The sequence below is a fragment of the Duganella lactea genome (genome assembly GCF_009857505.1).
GTDB classification, from domain to species: domain Bacteria; phylum Pseudomonadota; class Gammaproteobacteria; order Burkholderiales; family Burkholderiaceae_D; genus Rugamonas; species Rugamonas lactea.
Genome location: NZ_WWCP01000032.1, coordinates 15,890 through 33,552 on the forward strand (window position 1 = coordinate 15,890; position 17,663 = coordinate 33,552).

Below are 17,663 nucleotides of genomic sequence, written 5' to 3' on the forward strand. Positions count from 1 at the left end.
AGGGAAATCAAGCAAAAATGCCCCACGTATGTACAAATTTAATGGTGCAATGTTTTTGTTGTCATCGAAGAATTTTCTTCGCTGTTCCGGTATAAGAAAATTCTATCTGCAGTTTACATTTCGGCGTGGACCTGGCCATCATCGACAAGGTGTGCAAGTCGCAGCGCTGGTTCGATAGCCGCCATGACCTGCTGGGGCGGCTGGCGGAGTGCGGACTTGATCCCGATTCGCAACTGGCGCTGCAATGGGCGGCGCTGGCGTTCAAGTTGCTGAGCTTCCCGCGCCATTTGTCGCAGCATCCGGGCGGCTTCGTCATCTCGCACGAGAAGCTGACGCGGCTGGTGCCGATCGAAAAAGCCACCATGGAAAACCGCTACGTCATCCAATGGGACAAGGATGACCTGGAGGAGCTGGGCCTGATGAAGGTGGACGTGCTGGCGCTGGGTATGCTGTCGGCGTTGCGGCGCGCGCTGGATCTGCTGAGCGCGCAGCGGGGCCAGCCGTTCCGCATGCAGGACATTCCCGTCGAAGATCGCGCTACCTACGACATGATCTGCGAGGCCGACACCATCGGCGTCTTCCAGATCGAGTCACGCGCGCAGATGAGCATGCTGCCGCGCCTGCGGCCGAGAACGTTTTACGACCTGGTGGTCGAAGTCGCCATCGTGCGGCCGGGACCGATTGAAGGCGGCATGGTGCACCCCTATCTGAAGCGGCGCATGGGCAAGGAACCGGTCACCTTCCCACCGCGCCTGGAGGAGGCATTGGGGCGCACCTTGGGCGTGCCGATTTTTCAGGAGCAGGTCATGCAGATCGCCCAGATCGCCGCCGGCTTCAGTGAAGGCAAAGCGGACCAGCTACGCCGCGCCATGGCCGCCTGGAAGCGCAAGGGCGGCGTGGACAAGTATGAGGCCGATCTGAAGGCCGGGATGAAGGCCAACGGCTATGACGATCATTTCGCCAATGCCATCTGCAAGCAGATTGAGGGCTTTGGCGAGTATGGCTTTCCGGAATCGCACTCGGCCAGCTTCGCGCTGCTCAGCTATGCCAGCTCGTGGATCAAGTGCCATGCGCCGGCCGCGTTCCTGTGCTCGCTGCTGAACAGCCAGCCGATGGGCTTCTACAGCCCGTCGCAACTGGTGCAGGATGCGAAGCGGCATGACGTGGTGGTGCGCGAGATCGATGTCGCCATCAGCGGCTGGGAAAGCGCGCTGGAGGCGCCGGCCGGCAAGCGTGGGCAGCCGGCGGTGCGGCTGGGACTGCACATGCTGAAGGGCATGCGCGCCGAGGTGGCCGAACGGATCGAGCGCGCGCGCGCCACGGCGCCATTCGCCAGTGTGGACGACCTGGCGCGGCGGGCGGACCTGGACCGTCACGCGCTGCAGGTGCTGGCCGGCGGCGACGCGCTGCGCAGCCTGTCCGGCCATCGCCGGCAGGCGCTGTGGCAGGCGGTCGGCGCGGTGCCGGACAAGGATCTGCTGCGCCCCACCATGCCGGACGAGGAGTCGCCCTCGCTGGACGCGCCCAGCGAGGGCGACGACATTCTCGGCGACTTCCGCTCGCACGGTCTGACTTTGCGCCGCCACCCGCTGGCCCTGCTGCGCGACACGCTGACCCAACACCGCTTCATGCCGGCCACCACGCTCAACACCTACACCAGCAACATGGTGGCGCGCGCCTGCGGCATGGTCACGGTGCGCCAGCGTCCCGGCACCGCCAAGGGCGTGATCTTCATGACATTGGAGGATGAAACCGGCAGCGTCAACGTCATCATCTGGCCGTCGCTGCTGGAGCGGCAGCGGCGCGAGGTGCTGAGCGCGCCGCTATTGGGGGTGTATGGCGTGTGGCAGCAGGAGGGCATGGTGCGCCACCTGGTCGCCCATCGGCTGGTCGACATGTCCCACTTGCTGGGACGGCTGCCGACCGTCAGCCGCGATTTTTGCTAAGCATAATTAACGCGAACGGCGTCGCAAATGCACCGCCACCATGGACTCTTGCCCGTCGTCCCAACTGCTGAGCATGACCGGCATGCTGTCCCGCAGCCGCGTGGGGCGGCGCAGGTAGTTGCGATACAACCAATGGCCCGCCAGCGCGGCGATGCCGATGAGCACCAGGATGGCGGCCAGCATTATCGCGCTCCCGTCCGGGTGTCGACGCCGGTGCCGTAGTAGTCGTGCACCTGGCTGGCCCAGGTCTGGTTGGCCATGTCCGGCCAGTCGTTCTTGTCGAAGCCGGGTGCGGCCTCGATGCGTTCCTTGTCGAGATTGAGCGTGAAGCGCTTGTGGACGGTGTCCAGCGTCAGCGCCTCCCAGGGCACGGCGAACAGCTTTTCGCCGATCGTCAGCACGCCGCCGGAGGACATCACGGCATAGGCGATCTTGCCGGTGCGCATGTCGAGCATGATCTCCTTGATCGTGCCCAGGTGCTCGTTTTTCAGGTTGTGCACGTGGTCGCCGATCAGCGTGTCGGCGCCCATCAGCTCGGGGCCGGGGCCTTTGTGGCCGTGGTTCACATACATGCCATATTGATCACGATCTTCGTAGCTCATCATGAAGCTCCTTTCATTAATGAGTTGATATTTTGGTCTTTTGGCCGCGCCGGGTCTGTACGCTGATGCACACGGCAGATGAAGATTTGAGCGTTTTAGGCTATAATTTCAATTTCCCGCATGTGCCGTTCGGCACCTTCCGCAATGACCAAATTTGTCTTCGTCACTGGCGGCGTCGTGTCTTCCCTGGGTAAAGGGATCGCCGCTGCTTCTCTCGCTGCGATCCTCGAATCGCGCGGCCTCAAAGTCACCATGCTCAAGCTGGACCCGTACATCAACGTTGATCCGGGTACGATGTCTCCAATGCAACACGGCGAAGTGTTCGTCACCGATGACGGCGCCGAAACCGACCTGGACCTCGGCCACTACGAGCGTTTCATCAGCACCCGCATGAAAAAGGTGAATAACTTCACCACCGGCCAGATCTACGAATCGGTGATCCGCAAGGAACGTCGCGGCGAGTACCTGGGCAAGACCGTGCAGGTGATTCCGCACATCACCAATGAAATCCAGGACTACATCCGTCGCGGCGCCGAAGGCTACGACGTGGCCCTGTGCGAAATCGGCGGCACCGTCGGCGACATCGAGTCGCTGCCGTTCCTCGAGGCGGCGCGTCAGCTGAGCCTGCGCGCCGGCCGCAAGAACTGCGCCTTCGTGCACCTGACCCTGGTGCCGTTCATCGCCTCGGCCGGCGAGCTGAAAACCAAGCCGACCCAGCATTCGGTACAGAAACTGCGCGAAATCGGCATCTCGCCGAACGCGCTGCTGTGCCGCGCCGACCGCCCGATTCCGGACGACGAGCGCGCCAAGATTTCGCTGTTCTCCAACATCGAAGAGCAGGCCGTGATCTCGGTATGGGACGTCGACACCATCTACAAAGTGCCGCAAATGCTGCACGACCAGGGTCTCGACTCGATCATCTGCGAAGCGCTGGACATCAACCCGGCGCCGGCCGATCTGTCGGTCTGGACCAGGCTGATTTACGCGCAAGAGCATCCGAAGCAGGAAGTGTCGATCGGCATGGTTGGCAAGTACGTCGAGCTGACCGAATCGTACAAGTCGCTGACCGAGGCGCTGCGCCACGCCGGCATCCACACCGAGTCGAAGGTCAACATCGAGTACATCGACTCGGAAGAGATCGAAACCACCGGCTGCGCCAGCCTGGCCAAGTACGACGCCATCCTGGTGCCGGGCGGCTTCGGCAAGCGCGGCGTGGAAGGCAAGATCATGGCCGCCCAGTTCGCCCGTGAGAACAAGATTCCTTACCTCGGCATCTGCCTCGGCATGCAGGTGGCGCTGATCGAATACGCGCGCCACAAGGCCGGCCTGAGCGACGCCAACTCGACCGAGTTCGACCTGGCGACGCCGCAACCGGTGGTGGCCCTGATCGACGAATGGCAAGGCGAGGACGGCAAGGTCGAGAAGCGCGACGAGAACTCCGACCTGGGCGGCACCATGCGCCTGGGCGCGCAGACCTGCGCCATCAAGCCGGGCACGCTGGCCTCGGAAATCTACGGCGCGGTGGTGACCGAGCGCCACCGTCACCGCTACGAAGCCAACAACCACTACCTGCCGCGCGTGGAAGCGGCCGGCCTGGTGGTGGCGGCCCGCACCCCGACCGAGGACCTGTGCGAGATCATGGAACTGCCGCGCAGCGGCGACAATGCCCACCCATGGTATATGGGCGTGCAGTACCACCCGGAATTCAAATCGACCCCGCGTGACGGCCACCCGCTGTTCACGTCCTACATCAAGGCGGCGCTGGCGCACAAGGCCGCAGGAGAGGCAGCATGAAACTGTGTGGATTCGACGTTGGCCTGGACCAACCGTTCTTTCTGATCGCCGGTAACTGCGTCGTCGAATCGCGCCAGATGGCCTTCGACACCGCCGGCGCGCTGAAAGAGATGACCACCGAGCTGGGTATCCCGTTCATCTTCAAGGCGTCGTTCGACAAGGCCAACCGTTCCTCGGGCACGTCCTACCGCGGCCCCGGCCGCGAGCAGGGCCTGCAGATCCTGGCCGACGTCAAGCGCGAGCTGCAAGTGCCGGTGCTGACCGACGTCCACTCGATCGACGACATCGAGGTGGCGTCGAAAGTCGTCGACGTGCTGCAGACCCCGGCCTTCCTGTGCCGCCAGACCGACTTCATCGTCGCCTGCGCGGAATCGGGCCTGCCGGTCAACATCAAGAAGGGCCAGTTCCTGGCGCCGGGCGACATGAAGCATGTGATCGCCAAGGCGCGCGCGGCGGCCGTGGCCAAGGGCCTGACCGAAGACAACTTCATGGCCTGCGAACGCGGCGCCTCGTTCGGCTACAACAACCTGGTGTCCGACATGCGCTCGCTGGCCATCATGCGCGAAAGCGGCGCGCCGATTGTGTTCGATGCGACCCACTCGGTGCAGCTGCCGGGCGGCAACGGTACGTCCTCGGGCGGCATGCGCGAGATGGTGCCGGTGCTGTCGCGCGCGGCGGTGGCGGTCGGTGTCGATGGTCTGTTCATGGAAACCCATCCGAATCCGGCCGAAGCGCTATCGGACGGCCCCAACGCCGTGCCGCTGGGCCGCATGAAGGACTTGCTGTCGGTTCTGATCGAGCTGGACCGCATCACCAAAAAAGCTGGCTTCCTGGAGAACAGCTTCAACTAAAGCAGCTTGCCCGGTGTGGAAATTTTATCAATCTTCTTCGCACCGGGTACAATTCCCGTTATCGTTCGCAACGCGCGTAAAGACGCGGCGCGACTTCGTATCGCCTAACTTTGGAGAATGACATGAGTGCTATTGTTGATATTATCGGCCGTGAAGTAATCGACTCGCGCGGCAATCCTACCGTCGAATGCGACGTGCTGCTGGAATCGGGCGTGATGGGCCGCGCCGCCGTGCCGTCGGGCGCCTCGACCGGCTCGCGCGAAGCGATCGAACTGCGCGACGGCGATCCGAAGCGCTACTTCGGCAAGGGCGTGCTGAAAGCCTGCGAAAATATCAACACCGAAATCTCGGAAGCCATCATGGGCCTGGACGCCAATGAACAGGCGTTCCTGGACCGCACGCTGATCGATCTGGACGGCACCGAAAACAAGGCCCGCCTGGGCGCCAACGCCATGCTGGCGGTGTCGATGGCCGTGGCCAAGGCCGCCGCCGAGGAAGCCGGCCTGCCGCTGTATCGCTACTTCGGCGGTTCGGGCGCGATGCAACTGCCCGTGCCGATGATGAACGTGATCAACGGCGGCGCGCACGCCGACAACAACCTGGACATCCAGGAATTCATGATCATTCCCGTGGGCGCGCCGTCGTTCAAGGAAGCCGTGCGTTACGGCGCCGAAGTGTTCCACACGCTGAAAAAGATCCTGCACAAGAAGGGCCTGAACACCGCCGTCGGCGACGAAGGCGGTTTCGCGCCATCGCTGGCCAACCATGAAGAAGCGATCAAGCTGATCATCGAAGCGATCGAGCAGGCCGGCTACGAGCCAGGCACCCAGATCGCCATCGGCCTGGACTGCGCCGCGTCCGAGTTCTACAAGGACGGCAAGTACGAGCTGGAAGGCGAGGGCCTGTCGCTGACCGCCACCGAGTTCACCAACCTGCTGGCGACCTGGTGCGATAAGTACCCGATCATCTCGATCGAGGACGCGATGCACGAAGGCGACTGGGACGGCTGGGCCATCCTGACCAAGGAACTGGGCAAGAAAGTCCAGCTGGTGGGCGACGACCTGTACGTCACCAACACCAAGATCCTGAAGGAAGGCATCTCGAAAGGCATCGCCAACTCGATCCTGATCAAGATCAACCAGATCGGCACGCTGACCGAAACCTTCGCCGCCATCGAAATGGCCAAGCGCGCCGGCTACACCGCCGTGATCTCGCACCGTTCGGGCGAAACCGAGGATTCGACCATCGCCGACATCGCCGTCGGCCTGAACGCGCTGCAGATCAAGACCGGCTCGATGTCGCGCTCGGACCGCATGGCGAAATACAACCAGCTGTTGCGTATCGAGGAAGATCTGGGCGATATCGCTTCCTACCCGGGCCGCGATGCGTTCTATAATCTGAAGTAATTAAGCAAGCGCGGCCGGAGCAATCCGGCCGCTTGACGATTTATGCGCCTGATTACGCTCGGACTGGCTTTCCTGCTGCTGTTGATCCAATACCCGCTGTGGCTGGGGAAGGGCGGCTGGCTGCGCGTCAAGGATTTTGAGGCGCAGGTGGACGTGGCCCACAAGAAGAACGCCGAGCTGCTGGCCCGCAACGCCAAGCTCGACTCCGAAGTGCGCGACCTGAAGGACGGCACCGGCGCGGTCGAGGAGCGCGCCCGTTACGAGCTCAGCATGATCAAGCAGAACGAGATCTTCGTTCAAATCGTCGGCAAGGGCCAGGCGGCCGCCCTGGCGCCGCTGGCGCCGAAGCCGGCCGAACCTCCCCAACATTGATTCCGATGACGCTGCGTGCTGGCTTTTTGCTGATGTTGGCGATCGCTGCGGCACCCGTGTTCGCCGCGCCCGCGCAGGGCGGCGGCTGTATTCCTGTGCGCGTTGGCTATGTCGACCAGCATCGTCCGCCTTACTGGCTGGGCGATGGCGACCAGGTGGCCGATCCGCCCGGCGCGGCGGTGGATCTGATCCGCGATGCCGTGCTGGGCGCAGGCTTCGGCTGCACGCCGACCTGGGTGCGGCTGCCGGCGGCGCGGCTGAAGGTGGCGCTGGCCGCCGGCGACATTGATCTGGCGCCGTTGGGCGAACAGAGCTTCTATCCGGCCGGGATTGCGCTGCCGCGCGACAAGGCCGGCAATATCGACCTCAAGCGTGCCTTGCACAACCAGGTGCTGGTGCTGGTGCGCGCCGGCGACCAACTGCCGGCCAGCACCGATCCGATGCAGTACTTCAAGGGCAAGACGCTCGGTATCTCGATGGGCAACAGCTACGCCGCACGCCTGCGCGAGGCTGGCCTGACGGTGGATGACGGCGCGCGCGACCTCAGCCGCAACATCGAAAAACTCAGGCTGGGCCGGGTGGATGGCGTGGTGGTGACGGCGGTGTCGGCGGGCCACCTGAAGCAGGTGCTGAACAAATACCAAGGCAGCATTGCGCAGTTGCGCCAGCCGCTGCTCAACATCCGCCTGTGGCTGGCCTTCAACGACACTTTCTACCGGGCCCACCCGCGGCAAGCCGAGGCGCTGTGGACCTGGCTCGACACCCACCATGGCCGTCTCGGCTATGTCATGCAACGCTATATTAAAAACTAATGCTCCATCACCTCTCTTTTGGCGTGCGCGATCTGGCGCGCGCCGGCGCTTTCTACGACGCCGTGCTGGGCGCGCTGGGCTATCGCCGCGTCTTCGAGGACGACGAAGCCATCGGCTACGGCGTCGAAGACGACAAGGATCTGCTGTGCCTGAAATGGCGGGCGGACGCCACGCCGCCGGGCGCCGGTTCGCATCTCGCGTTTGCCGCGCCATCACGCGCGGCGGTGGACGCCTTCCACGCCGCAGGCATGCGCTGTGGCGGCATCGACAACGGCGCCGCCGGCCTGCGGGCAGACTATGGCGATCATTATTACGCTGCCTTCCTGATCGACCCGGACGGTCATCGTATCGAAGCGGTCATCAATCGACCTGTCGGCTAGAATAAGCTCCCTGGTTTGATCCGAGTCTGGTTTGAGAGCTTTATTGTTTGTCGTGATGCTGGCGGCGTCCAGCGTGTATGCCGCCGAGCCGGCGTTGTCGGCGGCGGATACTTTGAGTGCGGCGCAGCGCGCCCAACCCGTCGTCCCCAAGTCGCGTGGTCCGCAGGTGCTGCGCGCGCAAGTGCTGCTGGACCGCGCACATTTTTCGCCGGGCGAGATGGACGCCGCCTACGGCGGCAATATGCGGCAGGCGATACGTGGCTTCCAGAAGCTGCGTCAGCTGACCGTCAGCGGCACTATCGACGCCGCCACCTGGCGGGAACTGGAGCGTGATCAGGCGCCGGTGCTGGATGTCTACATCATCACCGCCAAGGATGTCGCCGGTCCCTACCAGCCGGTGCCGGCCGACATGGCCGGCAAGGCCAAGCTGCCCGCGCTCGGTTACGCCAGCCTGGCCGAAGCGCTGGGCGAGCGCTTTCATTGCAGCCCGGAGCTGCTGCGTCGCCTCAATCCCGGCAAGCATCTGAACCAGGTCGGCGAGCACCTGTTGGTGCCGAACGTGGCCATCATCAAGCCGCTGCCGAAAGCCGCCTCGGTACTGGTCGACGCGAAGGAGGGTACGCTGACCCTGCTGGACGCCGGCGGCATGCCGTTCGCGCAATTCCCCGCCAGCACCGGCAGCAAGCACGATCCGCTGCCCGAAGGACGCTGGACTGTGCTGGGCGTGGCCACCAACCCCGAATACCGCTACAACCCCAAGCTGTTCTGGGACGCCAAGGCCGGCGAGACCAAGGCGCGCATCGCGCCGGGGCCGAACAATCCGGTCGGCCTCGCGTGGATCGAGCTCAGCATCGACCACTACGGCATCCACGGCACGCCCGAACCGGGCAAGATCGGCAAGACCCAGTCGCATGGCTGCATCCGCCTCACCAACTGGGATGTGATGCAAGTGGTCCGCGCGGTCGGGCGCGGCGCCGCCGTGTTGTTACAGGCTTAGCGACAAAACGGTGTCCGGCACGTTAAGATGACGGCTCTTATGAAGGAGTCGTCATGAAACTGATCGGGATGCTGGATTCACCTTATGTCCGCCGCGTGGCGGTGTCGTTGCAGTTGCTGGGGCTGAAGTTCGAACACCAGTCGCTGTCGGTGTTCAGCGCCTACGAACAATTTCGCACGATCAATCCGGTGGTCAAGGTGCCGACGCTGCTCGACGAAGAGGGCGTGCCGCTGATGGACTCGACGCTGATCCTGCAATACGCCGAATCCATCGCCCGTCCGGCGTCGCGCCGCACGCCCACCATGCCGACCGAGCTGTGGCGCTCGCAGCGCTTGCTGGGGCTGGCGCTGGCGGCCTGCGACAAGTCGGTGCAACTGGTGTATGAGCGCAAGCTGCGGCCGGCGGAAAAGCTGCATCAGCCGTGGGCCGACCGCGTGATCCAGCAACTGCGCGCCGCGCTGGGCGAACTGGATACCGAGCAAGTGCGTCAGCCGCTGGAGGTCACCAGCGATACCATCCCGCCGCCGGGCGTGATGATGGCGGTGACCTGGCACTTCATCCAGCAGATGCTGCCGGATGTCGTGTCGCCGGCCGACTACCCGGCGCTGGCCGCGTACTCGTCGCAGGCGGAGGCATTGCCGGAGTTCCGCGCCGCGCCGCATGGCGACGGCACTTATCAGGGATAAGCGTCCGACCGGTCGCCATCATTCAACCCCACACAAGGACACCGCATGCCCGTTTCCTCCTATCTGAACACCGCGCCGCAATTGGGCGAGGGCCTTTACATGCATCCATCGGCGCAGGTGATCGGCGATGTCACCGTCGGCAAGGATTGCTCGATCTGGTGCAACACCGTGCTGCGCGGCGACGTCAACCGCATCGTCATCGGCGACTGCACCAATGTGCAGGATTTCGCCATGGGCCATGTCTCGCACAAGAACGCGCAGAAGCCGGACGGTTCGCCGCTGATCATCGGCAATTACGTCACTATCGGCCACCAGGCCATGCTGCACGGCTGCCGCATCGGCGATGAATGCCTGATCGGCATGGGCGCCGTCATCATGGACGACGTGGTGGTGCAGGACCGGGTGATGGTCGGCGCCGGCAGCCTGGTCTCGCCGGGCAAGGTGCTGGAAAGCGGCCACCTGTACGTCGGCCGGCCGGCGGTGAAGGTGCGGGCGCTGAGCGACGCGGAAATCGCTTACCTCAAGTATTCGGCCGAGCACTACGTGCGCGTGAAGAATAACTATCTGGCCGGCTGATCACCGCCGGGCTCATGCCAAACTTAACAATAATATCGGTTGTAAATAAGAATCATTATTGTTAAGATGCGTTCTTTGCCAGCGATCGTCCCCTTCCGAGAGCCAGCTGTATAACTCTTTCTCTTCGGGATAATTATGGTCGCTACCTTCACGGGCGCACGGCATCGGGCCGCGCCTTTGTCTCCTCACGTTCGCGCCGCGTTGCTGGCGCTGCTCGGCGCCACCGCCATGCCGACGATGGCGCAGGAAACCCCATCCGCCGCGGAGCTGTCGGAAATTCTGGTCCAGGCCAGGCGCGACGAACTGAACGCCACCCGCAACGGCAACACCGTCGTCATCGGCGCGCGCCAGCTGGAGCAGAACAACGCCATCGACATGAGCAACATCGCGCGCTACTCGCCGCTGATCAGCGTGCCGTCCGCGGCCAGCGGCGGTGGCAGTGTGTGGGACAGCGCCAACAACACCGGCATCAACATCCGTGGCGTCGAGGGCAACCGGGTGGCGCTCGATCTGGACGGCATCGCGCTGCCGGACGCCGCCTCGAAACCGGACGGCACCTCCAACAACGCCTTCGGCATCGGCCGCGATTATTTCGATCCGGAGACCTTCCGCGAAATCCGCATCGGTTCCGGCGCCAGCCCGGCCGGACCGGGCTCGCCGGGCCTGGGCGGCGCGGTATCGTTCGTCACCAAGTCGCCGGAAGACTTCCTCAGCGCCACGCGCAAGGTCTACGCCGACTACCGCTTCGGCTACACCTCGGACCGCAAAAGTCGCGCCCACGCCGTCAACGCCGCCATGGAAATCAACCCGCGGCTGAAAGCGCTGATCGTGGCCGTGCACCGCGACGGCGAGCAGCCGGACAGCCAGAGCAGCGTGCCGCTGAATCCGGAAGACTGGGATTCGGACGCCGTACTGGCCAAGCTGCACTGGACCCTTGCCCGCGACCAGAAGCTCAACTTCACCGTCGACAGCTTCAAGTCCGGGCACGACCGCCGGTATGACAACAAGACCAGCGCGCTGTACCCAACCGGCGTCGGCCAGAACTCCAACACCAAGCGCACCCGCTTCAGCGTCGCGCACCAGTGGGCGCCCGCCGGCGCGGCGCTGTCCGATCTGCTGGAAACCAAGCTGTACACGCAAAAAGCCGAAGTGGAAGACCTGACCCACGCCGACTACGTGACCGGCGGCCAGCGTTACGTGCGGGACATCAACACCGGCTATTACAATGACAGCAAAGGCATCGCCATGGACGCCAGCAAGCAGCTCGGCGGCGGCAACCTGCTGAACTATGGCGTGCAGTATGAGCGGCTGGAAAGCCGCCGGCCATGGAGCGAGGACCGGCTGGTGGTGGCCACCGGCGCGCATCAGTACATGAGCAAGGCGCGCATGGCCGACATGGACACCGACAAGTACGCCGCCTACGTGCGGGGTGAATTCGGCTTCGCGCTGGCCGGCCACCAGGCCACGCTGACGCCGGGTCTGCGCGCCGAACACCGCAAGTTGTCGCCGAAGCATCTGGACCAGTACATCGTCGCCGTGCCCAGCGCCGCCAAGGAAATCAAGGAGGAAACCGATTCCACGCTGACGCCGTCGCTGAATCTGTCGGTGGAACTGACGCCGCATTTCAACGCCTACGCGCAATACTCGCGCGGCACGCGCCTGCCGTCGGCGGCCGAGCGCACCGGCACCTACGATTCGTTCAGCTACACCGCCGCCGGCAACGCCTACGCGGTGCTGGGCAATCCCAACCTGGACAAGGAAACCAGCAATGCCTTCGAGCTGGGCCTGAAAGGCGCGCCGACGCCGGGCGTCGAGTTCAGCGCCTCGGTGTTCAACACCCGCTACAGCAACTTCATCGAATACGTCACGCAGCCGATCGACCGCGTCAACTATCCGACCATCACGCAAGGCCTGTTTCGTCCGGAGAATGTCGGCAAGGCGCGCATTTACGGCGTCGAATTCAGTTCGAACTTTGCGCTGGGCCAGTGGTCGCCGGTGATGAAGGGCTACAGCATCAATCTGGCGGCCGGGGCCTCGAAAGGCACGGCGGAAAACACCCGCACCGGCAAGGAAGCCGACCTGGCGTCGGTGCAGCCATACAAGGCCAACGCCAGCTTCGCCTATGACGATCCACAGCGCGGCGGCGCGGCGTTCACCGCCAGCACCGCGCGCGGCAAGCGCGCCGCCGGCGACGTGATCTCGGGCACCACCACCCCGCTGTTCGATGTGCCGGGCTATACCGTGTACGACCTGACCGCCTACTGGCACCTCAACCAGCACATGACGCTGAGCGGCGGCATCTACAACCTGGGCGACCGCAAATACTGGGACTACGCCGCCGCGCGTACCCTCGTCGCCGGCACCACGGCGGCCACGTTAGCCGACATCGAACGTCAGGCGCGCCCTGGCCGCAACTATGCGTTCAACCTCAAAGTGATCTACTAAGGAGCTCGCCATGAAACCCCATCATCGATTCGTCCTGGCGCTGAGCGGCGCCTTGCTGATCTCCGCGTTGCCGGCGGGCGCCGCCAGTCTGACCGAACAGTACGAAGCGCTGCGCGCGGCGCAACCGCGGCTGGCGCTGCGCGACGCCGCCGCCAAGCTGAACGTGTCGGAAGCGGAGCTGCTGGCCGCCAACGGCATCGGCAAGACCGTGACCCGTTTGCAGGAGGGCGAGAACGTGCCGCGTGAAATCATGCGCCGCGCGCTGGACCTCGGCAAAGTCATGGCGCTGACGCGCAACGAGAACGGCGTGCTGGAGCGCACTGGCGTGGCCACCAGGATGAAGCCGCAGGAAGTCGTGACCGGTCTGGACGCGGACAAGGAAAAAGAACGCGAAGCGCGCATGCGCAACATCGCCGGCGGCTACCTGGGCGGCGAGATCGATCTGCGCTTCACCTTCAAGAACTGGACGTACGCGTTTGCCGTGGCGCAGCCGGGCAAGGACGGCGTGATCGCGCGCAGCCTGCAATTCTTCGACCAGTACGGCAATGCCGCGCACAAGGTGTATGTGCGCAGCGAGGCCGGCGTGCCGGTGTTCGACAAGATCGTCGCCGACTTCCGCAACCCGGTGCAAAGCGCCGACCTGAAGGTGGCTTCGGCGCCAGCCAAGCCAGCGCCGAAGCCGGACAGCGCGGTGGACGTGAAGGAGTTCCAGCAAGCCTGGAACGAGATCAATGACGTACACCAGTTCAACCGTCTGCTGAGCGAGTTCGGTGTGACGCGCGAGCAGGGCTTGCGCTTGGGGCCGGCCGACAAGGTGCGGCGTATTGATCCGCTGGCGGTGCGCCAGTTGCTGGAGCAGGCCGCCAAGCGGCAGATCGACATCATGGCCTTCCTGGGCAATGACGCGACCATCCAGATTTTCAGCGGCAAGATCAACAAGGTGCAGGAAACCGGCGGCTACTTCAACGTGCTGGACCCGGAGTTCAATCTGCACCTGCGCGACACCAACTTCGTCAGCGGCTACGTGGTCAAGCGCGCCGGCGTGGTCAACGTCGAGTTCTACGACAAGGACGGCCGCGAGGTGGTCAGCTTCTTCGGCGTGCGCAGCCGCGAACAGCCGGTACCGCAAGCGTGGATCGACCTGACCGCCACCCTGCCCACAGCCGGCGCGTCGCGCCAGGCCAGCAACTAAGCAAGGGCCGAAAGGCCCTTTTTTTGACTTCGGACCGGGATGGGACTACTATTTTTCCATGAAAATCGTCACCGGAAAAATTATTGCGGGTCAAATTGTCGTTGAGGAGATGCCCTTTGACGAGGGGAGTTCTGTGACGATTATTTCGCACGACGAGAGTCAGACGTTCGAATTGACGTCAGAAGAAGAAGCCGAGCTGTTGCTTTCGCTCGAAGAAGCGGAGCGTGGCGAAACCATATCGGCCCAGGATCTTCTTGAAAGCTTGAACCGTCCTCGTTGATGGCTACCTACGCCATCCAGATAACTCCGCGTGCCGCAGCGCAAATCAGGCGGCTATCGTCTTGGTGGCGGCATAATCGTCCCGCTGCGCCAGATGCGGTGGAAGACGAGTTAACGCGGATATTTGCGTTGCTTGCGAGCAGACCGGATTTGGGAGCGCAAGCAAGCAACGCCAAGTTAGCCAGTGTCCGACGGATTTATCTGGCCAAAATCCGACACCATTTATATTACCGTGTCCAGACGAACGCGGTCATATTGCTGGCGCTGTGGCACACCAGTCGTGGCAGCGGGCCGACTAGTAAGCGTAAGTGACGTAGAACCCGGCGGTGGGATTGGTCTTGCGCTTGGTGAGCGGGCTGCGCGAGGCGTCGCGCAGCAATTGCGTCGCGCCTATCAAGGTGGTCGCGCTCCAGCGTGGATTGAAGGTGTGTTCCCAAGTGAGCATGGTGCTGGCTTCGTACAGCCCGGCCTTGGGCCGGTAGGCGCTGAAGCCGGACGTGGCGGCCTGGCTGGCGCTGACGCCATGGTAGGTCTGCAGGTATTTGCCGTCGGCAAAGCCGGCCGTCAGCGCCAGCGACACATGGTCCGTGCCACCGCTGAGCAACTGCGCGGCGATGCCGGTGTGGAGCGTCTTGCCGTTTTCGCGGCGCGATAGCGGCAGATCGGCGCTGACGGTCAATTCCAGCCTGGACAGCGGCTTGAAGCCGACGCTTAGCACCGCGCTGGGATTGCCCTTGATGTCGCCCATGCCTTTGAGTTCGTCGCTGCCGGTGTTGCCGAACAGCGAGCGCTCGTCCTTGTCCTTGCGCTCGCCGCGATAGCCGAGCGCCGCGCTGTAACTGAACGGGCCATCCTGGCCACCATAGCCCACGCCGCGCAGCGTGCTGACAAAGAAACCACTGGCGTGGCTGTAGTCCAGTACCACCACCGGCGCCGCCGTGTTGCGGTCGGAGCCGGCGTAGCGGGCCTCCACGGCGAGGCCGCCGCCGATCAGCAACTGGTTGTCGTCGGCCGCCAGGGCGACTCCACTCAGCAGGCAGGTCGTGGCAAATATCAGGCAAGTGCGGTTATGCATAGTTATCTTCCATTCAGGGTGGAACCGGCGCCCCTTGGGCCGGCTGACCGCGGCCAAGTATCCGCGAAGGCCATGAAGGTCATCTGAGCCTTACATGAAGAGCGCATGAAGACGCGCTTTAGCCGATCTTCAGCTTGGCGTGTTTTAATAACGACATGAAAATTCTGTTGATAGAAGACGATCTGGACTTGGGCAACGGCGTGCGCATCGCCCTGTCCGACCAAGGCATGACGGTGGTGTGGGTGCGCACGCTGGCGGACGCCACCCGCTGCCTGGAACACGACGGCTGCGACCTGGTACTGCTCGACCTCGGCCTGCCGGACGGCGATGGCCTGCGGCTATTGTCTCAACTGCGCCGCAATCGCGCGCAAGGCGACTGGGGCGCCGGCGTGCCGGTGCTGATCCTCAGCGCGCGCGACGCTCTCAGTGACCGCTTGAGCGGCCTCGACGGCGGTGCCGACGATTACCTGGTCAAGCCGTTCGTGCTGGCCGAGCTGCTGTCGCGGGTGCGCGCGCTGGCCCGCCGCAGTTACGGCTTTGATGGCGAGACCATCGAGGTGCGCGGCCTGTTGCTGCATGCGCCGACGCGCCGCGTCAGCATCCACGGCCGCGCAGTGGAGCTGACCGCCAGCGAGTACGCGCTGCTGAAAATGCTGATGATGCGCGCCGACCGTGTGCTGACGCGGCGCGCGCTGGAAGAGCAGACCTTGCCCGGCGGCCAGACCAACGCCAGCAACACGCTGGACGTCCACGTGGCCAATTTACGGCGCAAGATCGGCGAGGGCTTTATCCGCACCGTGCGCGGCGTCGGTTATGTGATCGACGTGCAGCCACCGGGCGGTGCGGCATGAATCTGCTGCGACGCGGCTGGCACCTGATCCGTCAGCCGACGCTGGTGCGTCGCCTGATGGTGGCGCAGGTGGCGCTGGTGCTGGTGTTGTGGGGTGTGGTGTTCGCGATCGTGCTGAACGACGGCGGCGACACGCCCGGCTATCTGAGTTCTCCCAGTACCGCCAAGGCGGTGCTGCTGGTGGCCGACAATCTGGCCGGCCAGCCGGCGCAACAGCATCACACGTTGCGCGCGGTGGATGCGGCGTTGCGTGAAGATTTTGTCGAAAGCGACCTGCTCGATATCAGTCCGCTGATGATGGTGTGGCAGCGTGGCAAGCTGATCTACCAGACGGCGGGCATGCCGGGCGGCGTGCAGGGCGCTCCCGAACGCGGCGTGGAGACGATGTACATCGGCGGCACCCGCTATCGGGCCCGCACCTTCCGCGCGCCGGATACCGGCACGACGGTGATGTTCGCCGGGCCGGCCGAACCGCTGGAACTGTTTTTGTCGTTGAACTCACGCGGCTATTTTTTGCTGCCATTGCTGATCAGCCTGCCTCTGCTGCCGCTGCCGGCGTGGTTGTCGATCCGTCTGGCGCTGCGGCCCTGGCGGCAGGTGGCGCAGGAGGTGGCGGCGCGCGGCCCGGCGGATCTGACACCGCTGGCGTGCCGGCCGCCGCACCGCGAACTGGTGGCGATGGTCGACAGCATCAACGCCTTGTTGTTGCGGGTGAATAGTAGCGCGCAGCGTGAGCGCAGCTTCATCGCCGATGCCGCGCATGAGCTGCGCACGCCGCTGGCGGCGATGCGGGTGCATGCGGAGGCCTTGCAGCGGCAGACCGATCATCCGGTGCAGCGCGAGCTGTTGAACGGCATCCTCAACAGCGGTAACCGTGCCGGCCGGCTGGTGGGGCAGTTGCTGCAGCTGATGCGTAGCGACGCGCCGGACAGCGCGCCGCATGTCCGGCTGGCGCTGGACGTGTTGTTGCAGGACCGGCTGGCGGTGTTGTCGATGCTGGCCTCGCGCAGCGGTGTGGAGCTGGAAATGGTGGAGACCGAGCCGGTGCACATCCTTGGCCACAGCGAAAGCCTGGTGTCGCTGATTGATAATCTGGTGGAGAACGCCATCAAGTACAGTCCGCCGGGCGGCATGGTGCAGGTGAGTATCGTTGTCGCCGGCGAGGAGTTGGTGTTGTCGGTGCGCGATCAGGGACCGGGGATTGCGCCGGCGATGCGCCAGCGGGTGTTCGACCGTTTCTTCCGCGATCCGCGCCAGACGCAGAGTGGCAGCGGTTTGGGTTTGGCGATTGCGGCGTCGGTGGCGGCCAGTCATCATGGACGCATAGAACTGGGCGACGCGCTGGGCGGTGGGCTGCTGGCCACGGTCAGGTTGCCGCGCGCTTAGCCGCTTTGCGCGTC

At 64.1% G+C, this 17,663-nt stretch carries 18 protein-coding genes and 1 pseudogene; 16 read left to right on the forward strand and 3 right to left on the reverse strand.

Annotated elements, in window-relative coordinates:
* Window positions 1-122: 122 nt before the first annotated feature.
* A pseudogene (locus GTP44_RS20855) lies at window positions 123-1,946 on the forward strand (helix-hairpin-helix domain-containing protein); the annotation flags it as partial.
* Window positions 1,947-1,952: 6 nt separating this feature from the next.
* On the opposite strand, the gene GTP44_RS20860 reads toward GTP44_RS20855, so the two are convergent.
* On the reverse strand, window positions 1,953-2,129 hold the full coding sequence (locus GTP44_RS20860; RefSeq protein ID WP_161020919.1) for a hypothetical protein: 177 nt from the start codon (window positions 2,127-2,129) through the stop codon (window positions 1,953-1,955).
* Entirely contained in the window at window positions 2,129-2,548 is a 420-nt protein-coding gene (locus GTP44_RS20865) for a PRC-barrel domain-containing protein (RefSeq protein ID WP_161020955.1), read from the reverse strand. Before GTP44_RS20865 ends, GTP44_RS20860 begins: the two co-directional genes overlap by 1 nt.
* 144 nt (window positions 2,549-2,692) lie before the next feature.
* Here GTP44_RS20865 and pyrG point away from each other — a divergent pair, with 144 nt between their 5' ends.
* From pyrG to GTP44_RS28275, 13 genes are all read left to right on the forward strand, one after another.
* Window positions 2,693-4,342 (forward strand): CTP synthase, encoded by a 1,650-nt coding sequence (gene pyrG, locus GTP44_RS20870; protein WP_161020920.1) that lies wholly within the window; start codon window positions 2,693-2,695, stop codon window positions 4,340-4,342.
* Window positions 4,339-5,193 carry a 3-deoxy-8-phosphooctulonate synthase gene (gene kdsA, locus GTP44_RS20875; protein WP_161020921.1) on the forward strand — a complete coding sequence of 285 codons (855 nt, stop codon included), beginning with the start codon at window positions 4,339-4,341 and terminating at the stop codon, window positions 5,191-5,193. Before pyrG ends, kdsA begins: the two co-directional genes overlap by 4 nt.
* 122 nt (window positions 5,194-5,315) lie before the next feature.
* Entirely contained in the window at window positions 5,316-6,599 is a 1,284-nt protein-coding gene (gene eno / locus GTP44_RS20880) for a phosphopyruvate hydratase (RefSeq protein WP_160991086.1), read from the forward strand.
* A gap of 42 nt (window positions 6,600-6,641) precedes the next feature.
* On the forward strand, window positions 6,642-6,971 hold the full coding sequence (ftsB, locus tag GTP44_RS20885) for a cell division protein FtsB (protein ID WP_160991087.1): 330 nt from the start codon (window positions 6,642-6,644) through the stop codon (window positions 6,969-6,971).
* A gap of 5 nt (window positions 6,972-6,976) precedes the next feature.
* The gene (locus tag GTP44_RS20890; protein WP_161020922.1) at window positions 6,977-7,783 is read left to right on the forward strand and encodes a transporter substrate-binding domain-containing protein; all 807 of its coding nucleotides are present in this window, start codon (window positions 6,977-6,979) and stop codon (window positions 7,781-7,783) included.
* The gene (locus GTP44_RS20895; protein WP_160991089.1) at window positions 7,783-8,163 is read left to right on the forward strand and encodes a VOC family protein; all 381 of its coding nucleotides are present in this window, start codon (window positions 7,783-7,785) and stop codon (window positions 8,161-8,163) included. Before GTP44_RS20890 ends, GTP44_RS20895 begins: the two co-directional genes overlap by 1 nt.
* Before the next feature lie 31 nt (window positions 8,164-8,194).
* Window positions 8,195-9,160 (forward strand): L,D-transpeptidase family protein, encoded by a 966-nt coding sequence (locus GTP44_RS20900; RefSeq protein WP_229257014.1) that lies wholly within the window; start codon window positions 8,195-8,197, stop codon window positions 9,158-9,160.
* A 53-nt stretch (window positions 9,161-9,213) separates the two neighbouring features.
* Window positions 9,214-9,846: a glutathione S-transferase gene (locus tag GTP44_RS20905; RefSeq protein WP_161020923.1), complete on the forward strand. Its 633-nt coding sequence runs from the start codon at window positions 9,214-9,216 to the stop codon at window positions 9,844-9,846.
* A gap of 45 nt (window positions 9,847-9,891) precedes the next feature.
* A complete protein-coding gene (locus tag GTP44_RS20910; protein WP_161020924.1) occupies window positions 9,892-10,422 on the forward strand; it encodes a gamma carbonic anhydrase family protein in 531 nt (176 codons plus the stop codon).
* 177 nt (window positions 10,423-10,599) lie between these two features.
* A complete protein-coding gene (locus GTP44_RS20915) occupies window positions 10,600-12,867 on the forward strand; it encodes a TonB-dependent hemoglobin/transferrin/lactoferrin family receptor (RefSeq protein WP_229257015.1) in 2,268 nt (755 codons plus the stop codon).
* A gap of 10 nt (window positions 12,868-12,877) precedes the next feature.
* A complete protein-coding gene (locus GTP44_RS20920; protein ID WP_161020926.1) occupies window positions 12,878-14,059 on the forward strand; it encodes a hemin-degrading factor in 1,182 nt (393 codons plus the stop codon).
* Between the two features lie 58 nt (window positions 14,060-14,117).
* Window positions 14,118-14,339: a hypothetical protein gene (locus GTP44_RS20925; protein WP_161020927.1), complete on the forward strand. Its 222-nt coding sequence runs from the start codon at window positions 14,118-14,120 to the stop codon at window positions 14,337-14,339.
* The gene (locus GTP44_RS28275) at window positions 14,339-14,650 is read left to right on the forward strand and encodes a type II toxin-antitoxin system RelE/ParE family toxin (protein ID WP_161020928.1); all 312 of its coding nucleotides are present in this window, start codon (window positions 14,339-14,341) and stop codon (window positions 14,648-14,650) included. Before GTP44_RS20925 ends, GTP44_RS28275 begins: the two co-directional genes overlap by 1 nt.
* Here the strand turns inward: GTP44_RS28275 and GTP44_RS20935 are convergent.
* Window positions 14,634-15,413, reverse strand: coding sequence for a MipA/OmpV family protein (locus GTP44_RS20935; protein WP_161020929.1), 780 nt, complete (start codon window positions 15,411-15,413; stop codon window positions 14,634-14,636). The genes GTP44_RS28275 and GTP44_RS20935 overlap by 17 nt on opposite strands.
* Before the next feature lie 155 nt (window positions 15,414-15,568).
* On the opposite strand from GTP44_RS20935, the gene GTP44_RS20940 reads away from it, so the two are divergent.
* Both GTP44_RS20940 and GTP44_RS20945 read left to right on the forward strand, forming a co-directional pair.
* Window positions 15,569-16,264: a response regulator gene (locus GTP44_RS20940; RefSeq protein WP_161020930.1), complete on the forward strand. Its 696-nt coding sequence runs from the start codon at window positions 15,569-15,571 to the stop codon at window positions 16,262-16,264.
* Window positions 16,261-17,649, forward strand: coding sequence for a sensor histidine kinase (locus GTP44_RS20945; protein ID WP_161020931.1), 1,389 nt, complete (start codon window positions 16,261-16,263; stop codon window positions 17,647-17,649). The genes GTP44_RS20940 and GTP44_RS20945 overlap by 4 nt, the downstream gene beginning before the upstream one ends.
* Window positions 17,650-17,663 lie beyond the last annotated feature (14 nt).

Bases quoted from the DNA above. Each gene is read 5' to 3' on its own strand.
- GTP44_RS20895 (WP_160991089.1), top strand. From the start codon at position 7,783: ATGCTCCATCACCTCTCTTTTGGCGTGCGCGATCTGGCGCGCGCCGGC.
- pyrG (WP_161020920.1), top strand. From the start codon at position 2,693: ATGACCAAATTTGTCTTCGTCACTGGCGGCGTCGTGTCTTCCCTGGGT.
- GTP44_RS20940 (WP_161020930.1), top strand. From the start codon at position 15,569: ATGAAAATTCTGTTGATAGAAGACGATCTGGACTTGGGCAACGGCGTG.
- GTP44_RS20935 (WP_161020929.1), bottom strand. From the start codon at position 15,413: ATGCATAACCGCACTTGCCTGATATTTGCCACGACCTGCCTGCTGAGT.
- GTP44_RS20910 (WP_161020924.1), top strand. From the start codon at position 9,892: ATGCCCGTTTCCTCCTATCTGAACACCGCGCCGCAATTGGGCGAGGGC.
- GTP44_RS20890 (WP_161020922.1), top strand. From the start codon at position 6,977: ATGACGCTGCGTGCTGGCTTTTTGCTGATGTTGGCGATCGCTGCGGCA.
- GTP44_RS28275 (WP_161020928.1), top strand. From the start codon at position 14,339: ATGGCTACCTACGCCATCCAGATAACTCCGCGTGCCGCAGCGCAAATC.
- GTP44_RS20860 (WP_161020919.1), bottom strand. From the start codon at position 2,129: ATGCTGGCCGCCATCCTGGTGCTCATCGGCATCGCCGCGCTGGCGGGC.
- GTP44_RS20905 (WP_161020923.1), top strand. From the start codon at position 9,214: ATGAAACTGATCGGGATGCTGGATTCACCTTATGTCCGCCGCGTGGCG.
- GTP44_RS20945 (WP_161020931.1), top strand. From the start codon at position 16,261: ATGAATCTGCTGCGACGCGGCTGGCACCTGATCCGTCAGCCGACGCTG.
- GTP44_RS20920 (WP_161020926.1), top strand. From the start codon at position 12,878: ATGAAACCCCATCATCGATTCGTCCTGGCGCTGAGCGGCGCCTTGCTG.
- GTP44_RS20865 (WP_161020955.1), bottom strand. From the start codon at position 2,548: ATGAGCTACGAAGATCGTGATCAATATGGCATGTATGTGAACCACGGC.
- kdsA (WP_161020921.1), top strand. From the start codon at position 4,339: ATGAAACTGTGTGGATTCGACGTTGGCCTGGACCAACCGTTCTTTCTG.
- GTP44_RS20925 (WP_161020927.1), top strand. From the start codon at position 14,118: ATGAAAATCGTCACCGGAAAAATTATTGCGGGTCAAATTGTCGTTGAG.
- eno (WP_160991086.1), top strand. From the start codon at position 5,316: ATGAGTGCTATTGTTGATATTATCGGCCGTGAAGTAATCGACTCGCGC.
- ftsB (WP_160991087.1), top strand. From the start codon at position 6,642: ATGCGCCTGATTACGCTCGGACTGGCTTTCCTGCTGCTGTTGATCCAA.